This is a genomic window from Alteromonas sp. ABE4_545, from assembly GCF_056161325.1.
Window position 1 is genome coordinate 1 of record NZ_JBSWYY010000029.1, and the last position, 17,940, is coordinate 17,940.

A 17,940-nucleotide genomic window follows, 5' to 3' on the forward strand; every position below is an offset into this window, starting at 1 on the left:
TTTTAGAAACTTTGAAAATTATCGAATAAGAGTGATGACCCATTGTGGATGGGATGGTGTTATCAATCGTGTAAGGTGAATGCTGATCCCCCGTTTATGGGGTAGAGCCGTTATCAATCGTGTAAGGTGAATGCTGATCCCCCGTTTATGGGGTAGAGCCAGAAAATGGTGCCCGGGGCCGGACTTGAACCGGCACGCTGTTACCAGCGAGGGATTTTAAATCCCTTGTGTCTACCAATTTCACCACCCGGGCAGGGATATCACAGTAACTGTGAGGTGAAGATTCCACTTTAAAGTGGAGGCGGAACCCGGAGTCGAACCGAGATCCACGGATTTGCAATCCGCTGCATAGCCATTCTGCCATTCCGCCAATTTGGAGCGGGAAACGAGATTCGAACTCGCGACCCCAACCTTGGCAAGGTTGTGCTCTACCAGCTGAGCTATTCCCGCGCCTTACTGTTTGAGTTTGTTTTCTTGCGTTGCCCCTCAAACGTGCTGCGAATTTTACATGCCCTATCAAGGGTGTCAACTATAAAAAAGCGCGTTTGCAGCTAAATTAATCAATCTGGGTTTGTTTGCTTGATTTTCGATCGTTTTCACAAATCTGCCGCGCTAAATTTAGCCAATTCTCAGCTATTTAGCTTTCCCCGAAAGATGAGGCCAGGCCGCTAAGGTATATTGCACCATCGACCAAACAGATAAAACCGAAGCGATATACAATAAAATATAACCTAATGTGACCCAATAAATCGTAATGCCCATAAATACTTCAAGTTCTGACAACAAACCGATGAGGGCTAACATTTGTGCTGTGGTCTTCGATTTTCCAATAAAAGACACTTTTACGGTTTCACTCACCCCTCTCTGCCCCATCCACTCACGCAAAGCCGACACGTAAATTTCTCGAACCAAAAGTAAAATCGCGGGGATCGTCACCCACGCGGTTGCATAGGTATGTGTAATCATTAACAAAGCCGTTGCTACTATTAGCTTATCGGCCACAGGGTCGAGGAACGCCCCAAATGGTGTAGATTGCTTTAGCTTACGCGCTAAATAGCCGTCAAACCAATCGGTTATAGCCGCTAGCCAAAAAATAAAGGCTGCAGCTTGGTGCGCCCATTTCCAATCTAAAAAATACACCACCACAAATACGGGTATTAGTAATACACGGAAGACGGTGATGATGTTAGGGATTGTCCACATAGAAAAACTACTCAAATTATTGTTTTAACGCACAAGGCTATTGTGCCACTTGAGGCCGAGGCTGACTACTTTTGGTTTCGTTTATCGGAAATAAAATCGTTAACTATGCAGATGATCGTAAATCACTTCCGCTAATTCACTACTGATACCTGGTACATTGGCAATTTCATCACGACTGGCTTTTTTCAGCCCTTGAAGCCCGCCCATATACTTTAATAATGCCTGGCGACGCTTGGCACCGATACCGGGTATAGACTCTAACGTTGAAGTGGTTTTTACTTTTTGGCGTCGATTTCGATGCCCTGCAATTGCAAACCGGTGAGATTCGTCGCGAATGTGCTGAATAAGGTGCAAACCCGGCGAATCGCTTTCCATAGGAATGATTTCGCGTGTATCGGCGAGTATCAGGGTTTCTAACCCCGGTTTACGCGTTGTGCCTTTTGCAACACCAACTAACAAAGGTTTTTTATCCGCAGTCCAGTCTTCAAAAAATGTCTCTGCTTGGGTTAACTGCCCTTTACCACCGTCGATAAACAAAATATCAGGGATTTTGTCTTCGTCTTGTGTCGGCTTGTAACGTCGTTTGAGCGCTTGCGCCATCGCTGCATAATCATCTCCAGGCGTAATGCCCTCAATGTTGTAGCGACGGTAATCTGATTTCATCGGCCCTTCTCGATTAAACACCACACAAGACGCTACGGTCTGTTGGCCCGACGTATGGCTAATATCAAAACATTCCATACGCTGAATGGGAATATCGAGTTCTAACGCAGCTTCTAATGATAGATAGCGAGCATGTACCGATTTTTGTTGCACAAATTGCGAGGCTAAGGCGTTATCTGCATTATTTTGCGCTAATTGGAGGTAACGACGTTTCTCGTCCCGTGCGCCGCGATACAACCTGACTTTATACTCGGCTTCTCTCGATAATAGCTCGGCTATCGCCTCATCGTCGCTCAGAGTTTGCTGCAATACAACTTGCTTGGGGATCGTTTTATTACCCGCCAAATAAAATTGCAAAAAGAAAGACTCAAACACTTCTGATTCTGTAGCCGTGCTGGGCACTTTTGGAAAATACGCTTTACTGCCCAATAACTGAGTATCGCGGATAAACATAACCTGAATACAGGCCATGTTGCCTTTCATGGCAAAACCGAAAATATCCATTTCATCTTGGTTGCCCGATACCCATTGTTGTTCCTGCACTTTTCTTAAGGTGCCAATTTGGTCGCGATAATTTGCCGCAGCTTCGAAGTTAAGCTCACTACTCGCCTGTTCCATTTTATTCACCAAAGAGTCGATGACTTGTTGGTTTTTCCCTTTTAAAAACAAACGCGCTAAATCAACTTGTTCTTGATATTCCTCATCACTCACATACCCTTTTACGCAAGGTGCAGAACAGCGCTTCATCTGGTATTGCAAACAAGGGCGTGAACGGGCGCGATAATAGCTGTCTTCACACTGACGCACCGGAAAGATTTTTTGCATCGAACGCAGGCTTTCACGTACCGCCCATGCACTAGGATACGGCCCGAAATACTCGCCTTTTTTCTTTTTTGGCCCGCGATGAAAACTCAGTCTCGGGTGTTCGTGATCAGATAAAAAGATAAACGGGTACGACTTATCGTCACGTAGCAATACATTGTAACGAGGCCGGTATTTCTTGATAAAGTTGTTTTCAAGTAGGAAAGCTTCGGTTTCACTGTTTACAACAGTAACGTCGATATTGGCAATTTGAGCCACTAACGCGCGAGTTTTGTTATTGTCTAAATTGCCACGAAAATAACTCGACACGCGCTTTTTGAGGTTTTTGGCTTTACCCACATAAATTACCTCCTCGGCGTCGTTATACATTCGGTAAACGCCGGGAGATGCTGTGAGGTGTTTTAAAAAATGCTGAGCATCAAAGTCAGACATGTAAAAGCTTTTATAAATTAATAAGTTTGTGACGAATGGCCAAATGCGTTAATTCAACATCTGTGGTTACGCCTAACTTTTCAAACATCCGATAGCGATAGGTGTTCACGGTTTTAGCAGAGATATTCAATTTACAAGCAATATCCGGTACCCGTTCACCTTTGGTTATCCGCATAGCAATGTCTAATTCTCTGCCGGACAACTCTGCAAAGGGGTTTTCTTGCTCGGGATTAATCTTGCCCATAGCCATGTTTAACGCAATTTCTTGCGGTAGATATCGTTGACCCGAGGCCACTTTGTGAATGGCATTGATCACTTCGTTTGGCTCGGCGTCTTTGGTAATAAAACCAAACGCACCCAATTGCATTACTTGTGATGGTATCGGCTCGTCTTTTTGCATCGACAAACAGATTATGCGAATACCTTCATCAATACGTAAAATTTGGCGAATAGCCTCAATACCGCCCATCCCGGGCATATTTACGTCGAGCAATACAACATCTGGCGATTGCTTTCGACAAAAACGTACCGCCTCTTCGCCATCTTTCGCTTCTGCGATAACAGAGAAGTCGGCGACATCTTCTAAGATACGACGAATACCATTTCTCACTAGGTCATGATCGTCGACTAACAAGATTTTGATCACGCTAACACTCACTTCTAATAATTATATGGACTACATCTTCAATTCAGGCGGTTTACCTAAATGAATGTGGTAACTCCGACGCAATCCTGTGCCTGCGGATAGGACTAACGGGGTTCACATGGCCCCTGTTGTTATCCTTCTAATTTCAACACTTATTTGTTTAAGTCGCAACGACAACTCGGCGCATTACATTACTCTTGCTTATGCAAAATTTCCATAATAAATGCGAATTATTAAGAATAACTGGTTGCTATGTGAGCGTGATCAAAAAAGCGGTTAACTATAAGGCAATATCAGGCGCGTTAACCGTTCTTAGCGCGTCAATACTTAACCATTGCTGCCAGCTTATTGGGTTATCGTTCTCTCTGTGTTCGGTAATCGGAAATTGACTTTCAGCGATACCACCAGTTACCTGCTGTACATTATGGTTAACAGATAGGCGGTCACGGGATAAGTGGTTATGGGTTAGTTCAATCATGGGAGTTCCTTGTCTTTATTGATGGTGTTTATGCGCATAGCGTTGATGAATCTCAACGCAGCGACTCTATACTATTACCCATTGCACAAACTAATAACTGAACCAAAGCGAAGAAAAAGAACAGGTTATCTAACCTGTTCACTAATAATCTAGGGTTGCTATGCAAGCGGATTAGAGAAATTCTGTGAAGATTCGCTTTTTACATAGTCAACTGCCACCTGATAACAGGCCGCGGCATTTGATAATCCTCTTTTAATATCGGGTTTAAACGCGCTACGCGCACTATTCACCACAATTTTCAAATGCTCAGACTCTTTTTCAACCAATATATCAAGTAGCTCCGACTGTTCAGCCTGATCGACTAACTGATTTCTTTCGGTGTACCAGTTTTGAGCCTGTTTAAATTTTTCAGACACAAATTGATGAGCAATGTCGTGTTTGCTAGAGAGTTTAATCAATTGCAAACGAATCTGCTTATGCACCGACTGCAAGTCTTGTAGTATTCTCTTAACCAACATTGACTCAACATTGTCAATCGCGTGCTGATAAAATGCTTCCCCTGCTGTGACCAATGCGATAACGCCCCTCACCGCTTTCTCATCTTGTTTTTCACGTGATGAGATGACAGAAGAATAATTGTTTTTCATCGTTTCACCTCAAATATAAAAATCAATAAGTACCTCGCGATTGTCACTTGCGTACTTATTCACTGATGTACCACGTCATAATACAATCAAGACCCATACCAAAAATTAACCCGTTGTTATATATAGTAAAGTTAATGAAAATAGTGATCGCCAGCATGGCTTTCGTGTAAAATTTACCGCTGATACAGTGAAGTTTTTATAGTGGCGAGATTAAACTAAAAATACATTGATCTAACTTTATTAACTGTGCGTATTAACTCAGTTATTCGTTGTTGTTAACGAAAAAACTCAGTATGTTAAAAACCTCTCGTCCTCATGCCTTACATGCATTTTAATGGGTTCGAACAAAGTATGTGGTTTTCGTGAGATATGCACTTGCGGTGCAATAGCGTAAAAGCCGCTTAATAATATGGACTACAGTGGAGTGTTTAACATGTCCAGACCCCGTTTATTTTTACACGTAGTAGATGCTGCTATAGAAAAGGCCTTGTTAAATAGTGAGAAGGTTAAACAATGCCTATTGGTGAAGAGCCACCAAGACGAGCGCTGGGACGAACAACTCACCTACGCCGATTGCAACATCGCCATTATTGAAGAGCACGATTTCAATCGACAGCACGTTGATACATTGCAAGCCCTGAGCCCAGATCTCGAATTCATTTTCCTTAGTAAAGGGTTGCCCAATTCAGATTTAGATAATTTTGTTTTACAAACCGCAGCTTACCACTATCGCACGCCTTACGACTTGGTCCCGATTGACGAAACACTGCAAGATATCCTCGAAGATATTCAACAGCCTACCATTAATGCACAAAAAGTCCGCACCAGTGATTTAGACCAATTCGGATTACTGGTCGGGTCGTCTAAAGCGATGCGTAAGCTATATAGAACGATTCGCAAAGTGGCATCAAGTGAGTCGAGCGTATTGATTATAGGCGAAAGTGGTTCTGGTAAAGAACTCATCGCCAATACTTTGCACCTGTCTAGCCCGCGTAGTGAGCAACCCTTTATTGCTATTAATTGCGGAGCGCTGTCTCCGGAGTTAGTCGACAGCGAATTATTCGGTCACGTTAAAGGTGCATTTACTGGTGCCAACAGGGATCACAAAGGGGTATTTGAGCAAGCCGAAGGCGGTACCCTGTTTCTCGATGAAGTGACAGAGATGCCGCTGGACCACCAAGTTAAATTACTGCGGGTACTTGAAACCGGTGAATACAGGCCAGTAGGTAGCAGTAAAACGCGCATTGCGAATGTACGTATTGTGGCAGCGACGAACCGAGACCCCGCACAAGCGATTGCCGACGAGATTGTACGTGAAGATCTCTACTTTAGATTGTCACAATTCCCCATTAATGTTCCGCCCTTGCGCGAACGAGGCGAAGACATTATCGGGTTAGCAAAGCATTTCTTAGCCTATCGCAACGCCAACGAAGGGCTAGCTAAACACATTAGCGAAGATGCGTTAGCACAAATTGCTAATCATTCTTGGCCCGGTAACGTGCGTGAGTTAAAGCACGTTATTGAGCGAGCCTTTATTCTTGCCGATGATGTGATCACTAGCGAGCACTTAGTGCTAGACGACTGTTTAGAAGTGGCTGAGTCAGAAGCAATGGCCATTCCGGCTGGTGTACCACTGGAAGAAATCGAGAAAACTGCGATTACTGCCACATTAGCCAGTAATCAAGGCAACAAAACAGAAACAGCAGAGCAACTAGGTATTAGTGTAAAAACGCTGTACAACAAACTGGAGAAATTCAAAGAGAGTGGCGAAAACTAACGCGATTTATTTGCTAAATAATGCCTAGAATTTTGGATAGTCTGCCCAGCGTAGACTATCTTTTTCTCTATCCGAAGAAGTAAAACGGTAGAGATCACCCCAACGATGAACCCCAAAAATCCTAAACACCCAAGCACACAACACGAAAAAATGGATGTTGTCGGCGGCTTAGTGGCTGGTGTGTCTCATGAAATAAACACCCCTCTTGGTGTTAATATCGCAAACTGCACGTTATTAATGGAATTACTGAGTGAATTAGATAACGATTTCCAGCAAGGTAAACTCGATGCCGAAAAGTTTCACGAGTTTTTAAATACCTCGCAAGAAATCACCTCTAGCATGCTCAAAAACATGAATCGTGCTGCTAAGTTATTGTCGAGCTTCAAACGCGTAGCGGTAAAACATACAGATGAAGCTAGCCAGTTAGAAAAAGTGAATTTAGCCTCCTTAATGCAAGACTTCATTGACTCACACAGCAAAAACTCCGGCAACAAGAGTTTAGCCTTTGAAGTAGTGATCCCACCCACCATTGAAATTTTCACCTACCCCAGCGTGTTAATTCAAATTCTTACCGCCCTAACTGCGAACACATTGGTACATGGCTTCTCCGAAAACCAAACTACGTGCACGATCACATTACAAGCCGTGCCTGCGGGCGATGGGTATGAGTTCACCTTTTCTGATGACGGCAGCGGAATTGAAGAAGCTGAGCTGTCCAAGGTATTTGAACCGTTTTATACAACCAAGCGTGGCGCAGGTAACCCAGGGCTAGGCTTGAGTATGGTTTACAACCTAGTGAACATGATGCTGGCCAGTCAGGTATATTTTGAAAGCTCTCCCAATAATGGGTTTAGTGTTTCGTTTAAGCTGTATAACTTGTCAGAGAGCCAATGAGTTTTGTTAGGCTTTTGTCTCAAGCAAAAGCCGTGAAACTTATACCTGTTACTAAGAAATATTTTCAACCTGTGTGTGAACAGCTACGCCCCCACACACGCATTTAAATCCATTTTACCAACAATATCAGTAACATAAAAAAACTGGCACGGCGCTCGCTTTATCTAATGTGAAGTTTACTTTTCATTATAAATCCAAGGAGTTCCGTTATGTTGAGATGGGCACTGGCATTTTTACTTATCGCTATCGTCGCCGCTGTTTTTGGTTTTGGTGGTATTGCGGGCGCGGCTACAGGTATTGCGAAAATACTGTTCTTTATTTTCATTGCATTACTTGTCATATCTTTATTAGCAGGTGCATTGCGCGGTAAATCTCCCCGCGTGTAGTTATACATTTACTTTAATTCAATTAATTCAAAGGGAATATTTAATATGAAAATTTTAGAATCACTATCACTACGCGTAATTTTAACGACTTTGTTTATGGTAGTTGCTCTCTCTGCTTGTAGCGACGACTCAGCCGAAGAAGCTGGTGAAGAAATTGATGAAATTGTTACCGACGCAGGCAATGCAGTAGAAGATGCTTGTGAAGACGTGAAAGAAGGCGTTAAAGCAGAAGATACCGATTGTTAATCCCCCTCCCCTGGGAAACGTTGAAACGGGTGGCTATTAAGTCACCCGTTTTTTGTTGCTTATAGGCAACACTGATTTCTCACCCACAAGAAGAAAATATATATTATTCAATAAAAACAACACTTTAAAAGTTGGCATTGTTATCGCATTGCTCTATATGTCTTAAAACCCAAAAGGAGATTAGACATGAAAATTTCAGCGTTAACTCTAGCTTTAGGTTTAACTGTTACTGCCACCACTGCGTTTGCGGGGGAAAGTAACACTTGGGAAGATTCTGCTCGCGATGCATGGATTGATGGTAAAGCAGAAACAACATTGTTGTTGAACACCAATTTAAATTCTTTTGACATTAATACCGATGTCGAAAACGGTACCGTGATCTTAACGGGTAAAGTCGACAATAAGGTAAACAAAGCCCTCGCCGAAGAATTGGTACTGAGCCTAGATGGTGTGAAAGACGTAGACAATCAACTCACCGTCATGAGCGACCTTAAAAAGGACAAATCGCTAACTGATGAATTGAGCGATGCAAAAGTGGCAACCGTGGTCAAAACCCGCTTACTCATGCAATCAGAAGTGTCAGGCACCGACATTGACGTAGATGTTGAAAATGGCATTGTCACATTGAAAGGTACGGTGGCTTCCAGTGCTGAACAAGACTTAGCACTATCGATCGCGCGCAATACCAGTGATGTAAAAAAGGTTGTCGACTTAATTGAAATAGTCGCAGAAAGCTAATCACTTTTTAAACGGCATAAAAAAACCCCGAACATATGTTCGGGGTTTTCTTATGTGGCGGAGAGGGAGGGATTCGAACCCCCGGAAGGTTTAACCCTTCGTCTGATTTCAAGTCAGGTGCATTCAGCCGGACTCTGCCACCTCTCCAAAAACTCAAACTATTTCTTTACTACTTAAGTAATAAAGTCGGAAGCGGTTTGAGGCGCTTCCTCAATAAGTGGCGGAGAGCGAGGGATTCGAACCCCCGGAAGGTTTGACCCTTCGCTTGATTTCAAGTCAAGTGCATTCAACCGGACTCTGCCAGCTCTCCGCTGGAAGTGATGCGTATCATAATGTTATTTTTATTGATGTAAAGCCTTAATTTAAAATTAATGTTCGTTTGCTGGATGATTGAACAATTGGATCAAAATTTGGCTAATCGAGAATAATTTATCACCAACCCTACTCACTTTCTTACTCTGGCGTAAAGAGCAAGACACAAAGGGTTACGATATTTCCTTTACGTACTATTGAAAAAGTGAACCAAAAGCCATACAACTACACTAAATAATAGCGTACTATTTATTTAGTCACTTAAATCCTTTTGGAGGAAACAATGGAACCACGTTCGATGTACTCGTCTGCATCACAAGCGTCTGTGTTGCAAACAAATAAAGTATTGCGCAACACCTATATGCTATTGGCAATGACATTAGCATTTAGTGCTGTTTGTGCGGGTATTGCGATGTTCGCAGAAATTGGCCGAGGTATGTCTTTATTACTTTGGGTCGGTGCCTTCATTTCAATGTTTGTTGTTAGTAAAAAAGCAAATTCAAGCTCGGGTATTTACTGGGTATTTGCGTTAACAGGCTTACTTGGCGCTTCGTTGGGTCATACTCTTAATATGTATGTTGCCTATTTAGGTGCTGGTGTTATCGTTCAAGCACTAGGTGCAACAGCATTGGTGTTCTTTGCACTTTCTGGCTACGTGCTGACCACTAAGAAAGACTTCTCTTTTATGGGCGGTTTCTTAAGTGTCGGTATTATCGTGGTATTGATAGCGGCGGTGGCGAACATATTCTTCCAAGTGCCTGCGGTTCACCTAGCGATTAGCTCAGCCATTGTTTTCTTAATGTCTGGTTTTATCCTTTATGATACAAGCCGTATCGTAAATGGCGGTGAAACCAACTACATTATGGCAACAGTTGCGCTTTACTTGAACATCTACAACTTGTTCGTGTCTTTGCTAAGCCTAATTGGTGCATTCAGCGGCGACGATTGATAAGCTAGCAATAAGGCTAAATTGGAAAACACCCCTTTTTAGGGGTGTTTTTGTATTATGAAAACAACCACAGTTTTAATTACTTCTCCCCCTCACGAAAACGCTCGGATTAACGAAGCCCAAGCTTTTTTGCACGCAGCCATTGCTCAAGGTGTGAATATAGACCACGTGTTTTTTTATCAAGCGGGCGTTTACAATGCCAATAGCGCGCTACAAACCACAGCCATTTATAAACAGTGGTGTGAACTGGCCCAGAATCATCATATCCCCTTACTCGTTTGCGTGACTGCAGCGGCCAAAAGAGGTGTACTCAGTGAAGCGGAAGCGGCTAAACTCGGTGTAGCACAAGCCGCACTGCTGCCGCCGTTTGAACAAGTGGGCATTGCAGACTTTTTTACTCGATTACACGATTGTGAACGCTTGGTGCAATTCTAATGGCAGATATACACATTCTTATGACTAACGCCCCTTATGGCACTATTGACGCCGAAGAAGGCCTAGAATTCGCATTAGCCGCAACCAATTACGGCCATGAAGTGCGAATGTTTTTTATTGGCGATGGCATATTGCAGGTACTCAAAGGCCAGCAAGTACCCGATGGTGAAAAAAGCTTATTGAAACGTCTGAGCGCACTGCCCTTCTTCGATATTGAAGAATGTTATGTTTCTGCGCCCTGCTTGGCACAAAAAGGCTACAGTACGGATGACATTGGTTTAGCCGATATCTCAGTAGTGGGCAATACTGAATTAATGACAAAACTACGTCAATGCGACCATACGGTGACATTTTAATGCTTGTTCTCATTACTCAAACTCAGCCTTCTGCAGCGGTATCATTAACCCTACCGCAACTCACTACCTCTGATGTTGTGGTATGTAAGGGAAATGGCGTTTATCAGTTTAATCAGATTAGCCAGGTAACGTCCGCCAGTACAAAGGCGATGTTTAACGATTGCCAACGACGAGGCCTTGTAATCGCTAACGCTCACTGCATTTCAGACTCGGAACTAGTATCATTGCAACAACAGCATCAACATTGGATCACTTTGTAACGTGACAGATTCTTTTCATATTGATTGGCAAGGCAAAAGTATTGCCACAGATAAACAAGGTTACCTATTGAATCACCTCGAGTGGTGCGAAGAAATGGTGCCTACCTTGGCAGAAGTCGAAGGCATTACCTTGACTGACGCCCATTGGGAAGTGGTACATTTTGTACGTAATTTTTATCTCGAATTTGATACCAGCCCGGCGATACGCGCCTTAGTAAAGGCTATGGCGGCAAAATTTGGGCCTGAGAAAGGCAACAGTCGCTATTTACACCGGTTATTCCCTAAAGGGCCTGCCAAACAAGCCACTAAGCTTGCAGGGCTTCCTAAGCCGGCTAAATGTTTATAGCGATCAGCAAAGCAAAAAAACGGCGCTCTTAAAGCGCCGTTTTCGTATGCTATTGAGTATTAAGCTGGCTTAATCACCGATACACCGCCCATGTACGGCACTAGTACTTCTGGCACTGTGACACTGCCATCTGCATTTTGGTAGTTTTCCAGCACCGCCACTAATGTACGGCCAACGGCCAAACCTGAGCCATTCAAGGTATGAAGTAATTCAGGCTTGTTGGTTTCAGGGTTGCGATAACGCGCCTGCATACGACGAGCTTGGAAATCCAACATGTTAGAACAAGATGAAATTTCACGATAAGTGTCTTGTGCCGGCAACCACACTTCAAGGTCGTATGTTTTACATGAGCCAAAGCCCATATCACCAGTACATAACAACACTTTGCGATAAGCCAAACCCAAACGTTGTAGAATCACTTCTGCGTGGCCTGTAAGCTCTTCTAACGCGTTAAAGCTGTCTTCAGGTTTCACTAGTTGTACCATTTCAACTTTGTCGAATTGGTGTTGGCGGATCAAGCCACGGGTGTCACGGCCGTAAGAACCCGCTTCACTACGAAAACACGGCGTGTGCGCTGTCATTTTTAGTGGCAATTGGTTTGCGGCAAAAATTTCATCGCGAGCAATGTTAGTCAAAGGCACTTCTGCCGTTGGGATCAACGACATCCCCTGACCTTCTGCAGTTGCAGGTTTAGTATGGAATAAGTCTTCACCAAACTTAGGCAACTGGCCTGTACCGTATAAACTGTCAGAGTTAACCAAATAAGGCACGTACATTTCTGTATAACCGTGCTCATTAGTGTGTACATCTAGCATGAACTGAGCTAGCGCACGATGAAGCTTAGCAATTTGACCGCGCATCACCACAAAGCGGCTACCAGACAACTTAGCGGCCATTTCAAAATCAGCGCCTTTGTCTAGACCTTCGGCAATATCAACATGATCTTTTACTTCAAAGTCGAAGCTTGGTACATCGCCCCAACGAGCCACTTCTACATTGTCATCTTCGTCTTTACCCGCAGGTACAGATTCATCCGGCAAGTTTGGCATTTCTTGCGTAAACACGTTGATCGCATCAAGTACCTTCGCCAGTTCTTCTTTGGCTTCGTCTAGCGCATTACCAAGATCACTAACTTCTGCTAGCAAAGGCGCAATATCTTGACCTTGTGCTTTTGCTTTACCGATGGACTTACTTCGTACGTTACGCTCGTTTTGTAATTCCTGGGTTTTTACCTGCAACGCTTTGCGTTTTTCTTCTAGCGCATTGAAGGCATCCACATCCAGCGAGAAACCACGCGTTGCCAAACGGGCTGCGGTGGTTTCGATATCGCTGCGTAAGCACTTTGGATCTAACATGTTGTTCTATTTATCCTTTCGTTATTTGAACGGCAAGCCATGCTGCCATTAAACAGACACCAACGTTAAGTAATACGTTGGCTAGGGCTTTTAGCCACAAACCATTTTCTAATAGTGTAAGGGTTTCTACAGAGAAGGTAGAAAACGTTGTAAACGCACCCAGTAATCCCACGCCTATCAGGCCGCGATAGGGAAAACTGTCTAAATCACCACGCTCTATAAACCCGTACAACATTGCCAAGCAAAATGAGCCGACAACATTGACCGTAAGTGTACCAAAGGGCAACGCTTTTCCAAACAGAGAATCGATGGTGGTTGTACAGAAATAACGCAAACAAGCGCCGCTAGCGCCGCCAATGGCGATATAGCAATATAATAAGGCCGTGTGAGACATAATTAATTCCGTTTTTGAGTACTGTTTTTGTTGAGCTGATCTAAATAATCTCGTTTAGCCTTTAATGACTTTTCTAACCCTCGCTCGACAGGTTCATAGTATCGAGTGCCAGCTAATTCAGGCGGTAAATACACTTCTCCAGCAGCAAACGCATTCGGTTCATCATGGGCATAGCGATACCCCTCGCCATTACCCAGTGATTCCATTAATTTTGTGGGTGCATTGCGAAGATGCATAGGCACAGGGTAATCGGGTGCGTGTGCCGCATCTTGTTTTGCTTTACTAAAAGCGCGATATACCGCGTTACTCTTTGGCGCTAATGCACAATACACGGCTGCTTGCGCAATGGCTCGCTCGCCTTCAGCAGGCCCAACACGGTGGAAAACATCCCATGCATTAATACAAAGCTGCATCGCTCTAGGGTCGGCATTACCCACATCTTCAGAGGCAATAGCCAAAAGTCGCCTTGCCACATAAAGCGGGTCGCCGCCACCATTTAAAATTCGCGCAAACCAATACAAAGCGGCGTCAGGATCTGAGCCTCGCACCGATTTATGAAAGGCTGAAATGAGATCGTAAAACGCATCGCCTTGCTTGTCATAGCTCGCCACTTTCTCACCCACAGCTTGCTCGACATCGCTGAGTGAGATAACCCCATTGCTACAAAAATCGCTGGCTAATTCGAGGTAAGTGAGTAAGCGGCGGGCATCACCACCACATAAACCTATCAAAGCTTGTTGGGCATCGTCTTCAATCTTAAGTTGCTGTGAGCCTAAGCCTTTTTCGGTATCGGATAGCGCACGTGCTAGCAAACCAACTAATGCGCTCTCTTCCAACGGCTTGAGTACATAAACCCGCGCTCGGGAAAGCAATGCATTGTTCAACTCAAAAGAAGGGTTTTCTGTGGTCGCACCAATAAAAGTGATGGTGCCATTTTCCACATAAGGCAGAAACGCATCTTGCTGACTCTTATTAAACCGGTGCACCTCGTCGACAAATAAAATAGTGCGTTGCCCCTGATAGGCACTTTGTTGTTCTGCTTCAGCGATTGCGGCTCTAATTTCTTTCACCCCGGCTGTAACGGCAGAAATCCGCATTACATGGGCATCAGCATAGTTGGCAATCAATTCAGCTAACGTGGTTTTTCCTGTACCGGGTGGCCCCCACAAAATCATGGAATGACAATGGCCCGCTTCCATCATTTTCCGCAGCGGCTTGCCGGGGTCCATTAAATGCGCTTGACCTGTGTATTCATCTACCTTCACCGGCCGCATACGGGCGGCGAGTGGTGCTGATACGGTTGAAGCAAATAAACTCATTGACGTTGATCGTCTACCGCAAAACCCTCAGGCACAGAAACCTGAAACTGACCGGGTGCAAATTCATGATTTAGAGCGATGTCGCTAAATAGGATATGGCTAACCTGCTCTTGACTATCGAGCATCGCTAGCTCCGACAACACACCGTCTTTAAAAAACAATGTCAGTGTTTTAATTAAGCCCTCGGCGTTATTTGCACGAACAATGTATTTGTCTAGCCCTTCTGCGCTCTGTTCTTTCGAGACTGTATACTGCGACCAAATTAACGGGTCACTGGTTGTTAACAACACAAAGGGGTTATTTTGCACCGCGTCTGCTTGGTTTAACACCGTTACTTGCTCAACAAAATCATCGACATGCCAAACAGCCTTTCCGTCGGCGACGAGCAAGGTGTCATCGGGAAATTGTGTATGCCAGCGTAGTTTATTAGGGCGAGCCATCATGAGTTCACCCTCCGACTCATCCACTAACTCGCCATTAGCATCGGTCACTTTCTGAGTAAAAGCCGCGCGGTATTGTGTCATGGCCGACAAGACCGTTTGCAACGCATGACTAGCTGAATTGCTAACGTCAGAAACTTGCGCATTCACGCTGTTAGGTAGCACATCTGCTTGTGCGAAACCCGACAACAAAAAGCCACTGCAAGCGGTGATAATTAAGCCGTGTTTACATGTAAATTTAATCATAGTTTTAATCCTTTGGCGGAGGTGGAGCCAAGACTTCTCGATTACCATTATGACCTGGTGAACTTACGACACCGCTCATCTCCATTTGTTCGACAAGACGTGCCGCTCGGTTATAACCAATACGGAACTTGCGTTGTACGCTAGATACCGAAGCACGGCGGCTTTCAGTAATAAAGGCAACAGCTTCATCATAGAACGGGTCTAGCTCTTCATCACTGCCTTCTGGGGTTTCACCTGGCAGCAACACTTCAGCTGACGCTTCACCATTTAAAATTTCGTCAATATAGTTGGGCTTTCCACGCTTCTTCCAGTCTGCTACTACAGCGTGTACTTCATGGTCGTCGACAAACGCGCCATGCACACGAGTAGGCACAGGGCTACCTGGAGGCAAATACAACATATCACCCATACCGAGCAAAGATTCTGCGCCTTGTTGATCGAGTATCGTACGTGAGTCGATTTTGCTCGATACTTGGAAGGCGATACGAGTTGGGATATTGGCTTTGATTAGGCCGGTGATCACGTCGACCGATGGGCGCTGAGTAGCAAGCACAAGGTGAATCCCTGCCGCACGGGCTTTTTGTGCAATACGCGCAATGAGCTCCTCTACCTTCTTACCCACTATCATCATCATGTCGGCAAACTCGTCAACGACCACTACGATACTGGGTAGTTTTTCTAAATCAGGCGCTTCGGTTTCCATACTTTCTTCTGCACGCCACAATGGATCTTTAATGGGCTCGCCGTCTTCTTTGGCCTTTAAAATCTTCGCGTTGTAGCCTTTCAAGTTACGTACGCCTAGGGCTGACATTAACTTGTATCGGCGTTCCATTTCGCCTACACACCAACGCAAGGCATTGGCGGCTTCTTTCATGTCGGTCACCACCTCTGCGAGCAAATGCGGAATACCTTCATAAACCGACAATTCCAACATTTTCGGGTCGATCATGATCATGCGCACATCTTCAGGCGTCGATTTATACAGCAAACTCAAAATCATGACGTTAACACCTACTGATTTACCTGAGCCTGTGGTACCGGCAACTAACAAATGTGGCATTTTCGCAAGGTCAACCACAACAGGATCACCACTGATATCTGAGCCTAACACCATGGTTAACGCCGAGCCATTGGCTTGGAATGCGTCAGCTTCAATAACTTCACTTAAGCGCACCATTTCGCGCTTCTTATTGGGCAACTCTAATCCAATTACCGATTTACCGGGGATCACTTCTACTACCCGTACCGAAATGGCTGACATTTCTCGGGCCAAGTCTTTTGACAAACCAGAGATTTTCGCCACTTTCACACCCGGAGCGAGATCAAGCTCAAAACGCGTGATAACAGGGCCTGGGAACACCCCGACTACTTTTGCATCAATATTGAAGTTGGCGAGCTTTTCTTCTAGCAAACGAGACACCATATCCAACTCTTCTTGTGAAATTGGGTTCTCGTGTTTATCTGGGCGTTCGAGTAAATCAAATGACGGCATTACAGGTAGCGACGCGTCGCTCTCCTCAGCCACGTCTTCTGCCGTTTGTACAGTCTGCCCTGTGCTATCTGTTAGTGTAACTTGCTCTGGAGCGCTGGGTTTCGTATTTGCTTTTCCCGCTTGGTTTGCATTGGGGGTATGCTGTCTGACAGGTTCAACAATATCTTCAGGTTCATCCGGAATAGAATAAAACGGCTGTGGCGTTGCCACCGAATCGACATGCTGCGACGTCGACTCCCCTACCCCATCATCAACAATAAATGGCGGGAGGTCATCTTCGTCAGCAAGGGCCTCGTCTGGGATGTCAAACACAGGTTCGCTGCGCTGAGAAGGCTGAGAAGACGAAGTTTTGGATTTTTCTTTCGACGCTGGAGGCTCTGCTCGCATGCTGGTGATGTCGAGATCACTGGTTTCGGGAGCGTCATCATTTTTATTCGGCAACGATAAACGTGGCATTTCAATCGCTAATAATTGCTGCGGAGCAGAAATGGTCTTGCGCCCAAACCACAACGTGTATTCGCCGAGCTTGTCGATAATAGTGAGCCACGAAATACCGGTGGCCAAAGTGAAACCCGTGCAGGTAAAACACAGTAATAACAGAATAGTGCCGGCCGCATTAAAGTATGGGATCATGGCTGAGGCGATCACGTCGCCAACAAAACCGCCGGCCGAAAAGCTAAAAATATCATCAAAGTTGATGCTAAAAATGCCCGTTAATCCTAAAGATATGAGCAAAACACCAATAATACGTAGCCCAATGGTTAGATAATCCAGTTCGGTTAGCGATTTAATGTGTTGAAATAAAAACCAACCGATAAAAGCAAAGCAGAATGGCAACACATAAGCGAGGTAACCAAAGGTAAAGAACAACAAGTCGGCGGTCCAAGCACCGGTTGCCCCCACCCAATTATGAATGTCGGGTTGCAAGCCAGCTTGGCTCCAACCTGGGTCACCAGGATGAAAAGAGGCTAATGCCAAAAGCAGAAAAAACGCAAACGCGCAGGTAAAAATCATGCCCGCTTCGAAAATACGTTGAACACCAGATAGTCGCGCCATAACCCTAAATTCTTTTCCTAATTTCAGTCACATGCTGAATTATCGACA

The 17,940-nt window shown here is 44.6% G+C and carries 20 protein-coding genes and 5 tRNA genes; 10 read left to right on the forward strand and 15 right to left on the reverse strand.

Annotated elements, in window-relative coordinates:
- Positions 1–166: 166 nt before the first annotated feature.
- The 8 genes from ACXAH6_RS17545 to ACXAH6_RS17580 form a co-directional block, all read right to left on the reverse strand.
- A tRNA-Leu gene (locus ACXAH6_RS17545) sits at positions 167–253 on the reverse strand.
- Between the two features lie 43 nt (positions 254–296).
- Positions 297–370 (reverse strand) — tRNA-Cys (locus ACXAH6_RS17550).
- A gap of 4 nt (positions 371–374) precedes the next feature.
- Positions 375–450: transfer RNA gene (locus tag ACXAH6_RS17555), tRNA-Gly, on the reverse strand.
- Positions 451–633: 183 nt separating this feature from the next.
- On the reverse strand, positions 634–1,203 hold the full coding sequence (gene pgsA / locus ACXAH6_RS17560; RefSeq protein WP_474878943.1) for a CDP-diacylglycerol--glycerol-3-phosphate 3-phosphatidyltransferase: 570 nt from the start codon (positions 1,201–1,203) through the stop codon (positions 634–636).
- Between the two features lie 99 nt (positions 1,204–1,302).
- A complete protein-coding gene (gene uvrC / locus ACXAH6_RS17565; RefSeq protein WP_474878945.1) occupies positions 1,303–3,120 on the reverse strand; it encodes an excinuclease ABC subunit UvrC in 1,818 nt (605 codons plus the stop codon).
- 10 nt (positions 3,121–3,130) lie between these two features.
- Complete coding sequence (uvrY, locus tag ACXAH6_RS17570) at positions 3,131–3,766, reverse strand: UvrY/SirA/GacA family response regulator transcription factor (protein WP_474878947.1); 636 nt, start codon at positions 3,764–3,766, stop codon at positions 3,131–3,133.
- A gap of 280 nt (positions 3,767–4,046) precedes the next feature.
- Complete coding sequence (locus tag ACXAH6_RS17575; RefSeq protein WP_474878948.1) at positions 4,047–4,244, reverse strand: hypothetical protein; 198 nt, start codon at positions 4,242–4,244, stop codon at positions 4,047–4,049.
- Positions 4,245–4,402: 158 nt separating this feature from the next.
- Positions 4,403–4,891 (reverse strand): hypothetical protein, encoded by a 489-nt coding sequence (locus tag ACXAH6_RS17580; RefSeq protein ID WP_474878950.1) that lies wholly within the window; start codon positions 4,889–4,891, stop codon positions 4,403–4,405.
- A 433-nt stretch (positions 4,892–5,324) separates the two neighbouring features.
- Between ACXAH6_RS17580 and ACXAH6_RS17585 the strand changes: the two genes are divergently transcribed.
- From ACXAH6_RS17585 to ACXAH6_RS17605, 5 genes are all read left to right on the forward strand, one after another.
- On the forward strand, positions 5,325–6,668 hold the full coding sequence (locus ACXAH6_RS17585; RefSeq protein ID WP_474878952.1) for a sigma-54 interaction domain-containing protein: 1,344 nt from the start codon (positions 5,325–5,327) through the stop codon (positions 6,666–6,668).
- A gap of 105 nt (positions 6,669–6,773) precedes the next feature.
- Entirely contained in the window at positions 6,774–7,562 is a 789-nt protein-coding gene (locus ACXAH6_RS17590; RefSeq protein WP_474878954.1) for a sensor histidine kinase, read from the forward strand.
- 209 nt (positions 7,563–7,771) lie between these two features.
- Positions 7,772–7,948: a DUF1328 domain-containing protein gene (locus ACXAH6_RS17595; RefSeq protein WP_474878956.1), complete on the forward strand. Its 177-nt coding sequence runs from the start codon at positions 7,772–7,774 to the stop codon at positions 7,946–7,948.
- 45 nt (positions 7,949–7,993) lie between these two features.
- Entirely contained in the window at positions 7,994–8,194 is a 201-nt protein-coding gene (locus ACXAH6_RS17600) for a hypothetical protein (protein WP_474879003.1), read from the forward strand.
- A gap of 186 nt (positions 8,195–8,380) precedes the next feature.
- Positions 8,381–8,932: a BON domain-containing protein gene (locus ACXAH6_RS17605; protein ID WP_474878957.1), complete on the forward strand. Its 552-nt coding sequence runs from the start codon at positions 8,381–8,383 to the stop codon at positions 8,930–8,932.
- 55 nt (positions 8,933–8,987) lie between these two features.
- Here ACXAH6_RS17605 and ACXAH6_RS17610 read toward each other — a convergent pair.
- Together ACXAH6_RS17610 and ACXAH6_RS17615 are read right to left on the reverse strand one after the other, a co-directional pair.
- A tRNA-Ser gene (locus tag ACXAH6_RS17610) sits at positions 8,988–9,079 on the reverse strand.
- A 71-nt stretch (positions 9,080–9,150) separates the two neighbouring features.
- Positions 9,151–9,242, reverse strand: a tRNA-Ser gene (locus tag ACXAH6_RS17615).
- A 285-nt stretch (positions 9,243–9,527) separates the two neighbouring features.
- Between ACXAH6_RS17615 and ACXAH6_RS17620 the strand changes: the two genes are divergently transcribed.
- Genes ACXAH6_RS17620 through ACXAH6_RS17640 form a run of 5 tightly spaced genes read left to right on the forward strand, consistent with a single transcriptional unit; the run spans position 9,528 to position 11,590 of the window.
- Positions 9,528–10,193 carry a Bax inhibitor-1/YccA family protein gene (locus ACXAH6_RS17620; protein ID WP_474878959.1) on the forward strand — a complete coding sequence of 222 codons (666 nt, stop codon included), beginning with the start codon at positions 9,528–9,530 and terminating at the stop codon, positions 10,191–10,193.
- A 57-nt stretch (positions 10,194–10,250) separates the two neighbouring features.
- Positions 10,251–10,628, forward strand: a complete 378-nt coding sequence (tusD, locus tag ACXAH6_RS17625) for a sulfurtransferase complex subunit TusD (protein ID WP_474878960.1) — start codon at positions 10,251–10,253, stop codon at positions 10,626–10,628.
- On the forward strand, positions 10,628–10,984 hold the full coding sequence (locus tag ACXAH6_RS17630) for a DsrE family protein (protein WP_474878962.1): 357 nt from the start codon (positions 10,628–10,630) through the stop codon (positions 10,982–10,984). Before tusD ends, ACXAH6_RS17630 begins: the two co-directional genes overlap by 1 nt.
- Positions 10,984–11,244 (forward strand): hypothetical protein, encoded by a 261-nt coding sequence (locus tag ACXAH6_RS17635; protein ID WP_474878964.1) that lies wholly within the window; start codon positions 10,984–10,986, stop codon positions 11,242–11,244. Before ACXAH6_RS17630 ends, ACXAH6_RS17635 begins: the two co-directional genes overlap by 1 nt.
- A gap of 1 nt (position 11,245) precedes the next feature.
- Positions 11,246–11,590, forward strand: coding sequence for a TusE/DsrC/DsvC family sulfur relay protein (locus ACXAH6_RS17640; protein WP_474878966.1), 345 nt, complete (start codon positions 11,246–11,248; stop codon positions 11,588–11,590).
- Between the two features lie 59 nt (positions 11,591–11,649).
- Here ACXAH6_RS17640 and serS read toward each other — a convergent pair whose 3' ends face one another.
- The 5 genes from serS to ACXAH6_RS17665 are packed head-to-tail and all read right to left on the reverse strand — an operon-like array spanning position 11,650 to position 17,892.
- Positions 11,650–12,945 carry a serine--tRNA ligase gene (gene serS, locus ACXAH6_RS17645; protein ID WP_474878968.1) on the reverse strand — a complete coding sequence of 432 codons (1,296 nt, stop codon included), beginning with the start codon at positions 12,943–12,945 and terminating at the stop codon, positions 11,650–11,652.
- 10 nt (positions 12,946–12,955) lie between these two features.
- Positions 12,956–13,339 carry a fluoride efflux transporter CrcB gene (gene crcB, locus ACXAH6_RS17650; protein WP_474878969.1) on the reverse strand — a complete coding sequence of 128 codons (384 nt, stop codon included), beginning with the start codon at positions 13,337–13,339 and terminating at the stop codon, positions 12,956–12,958.
- A 2-nt stretch (positions 13,340–13,341) separates the two neighbouring features.
- Entirely contained in the window at positions 13,342–14,658 is a 1,317-nt protein-coding gene (locus ACXAH6_RS17655; protein WP_474878970.1) for a replication-associated recombination protein A, read from the reverse strand.
- A complete protein-coding gene (lolA, locus tag ACXAH6_RS17660) occupies positions 14,655–15,344 on the reverse strand; it encodes an outer membrane lipoprotein periplasmic chaperone LolA (RefSeq protein ID WP_474878972.1) in 690 nt (229 codons plus the stop codon). Before lolA ends, ACXAH6_RS17655 begins: the two co-directional genes overlap by 4 nt.
- 4 nt (positions 15,345–15,348) lie before the next feature.
- Entirely contained in the window at positions 15,349–17,892 is a 2,544-nt protein-coding gene (locus ACXAH6_RS17665) for a DNA translocase FtsK (RefSeq protein ID WP_474878974.1), read from the reverse strand.
- Positions 17,893–17,940 lie beyond the last annotated feature (48 nt).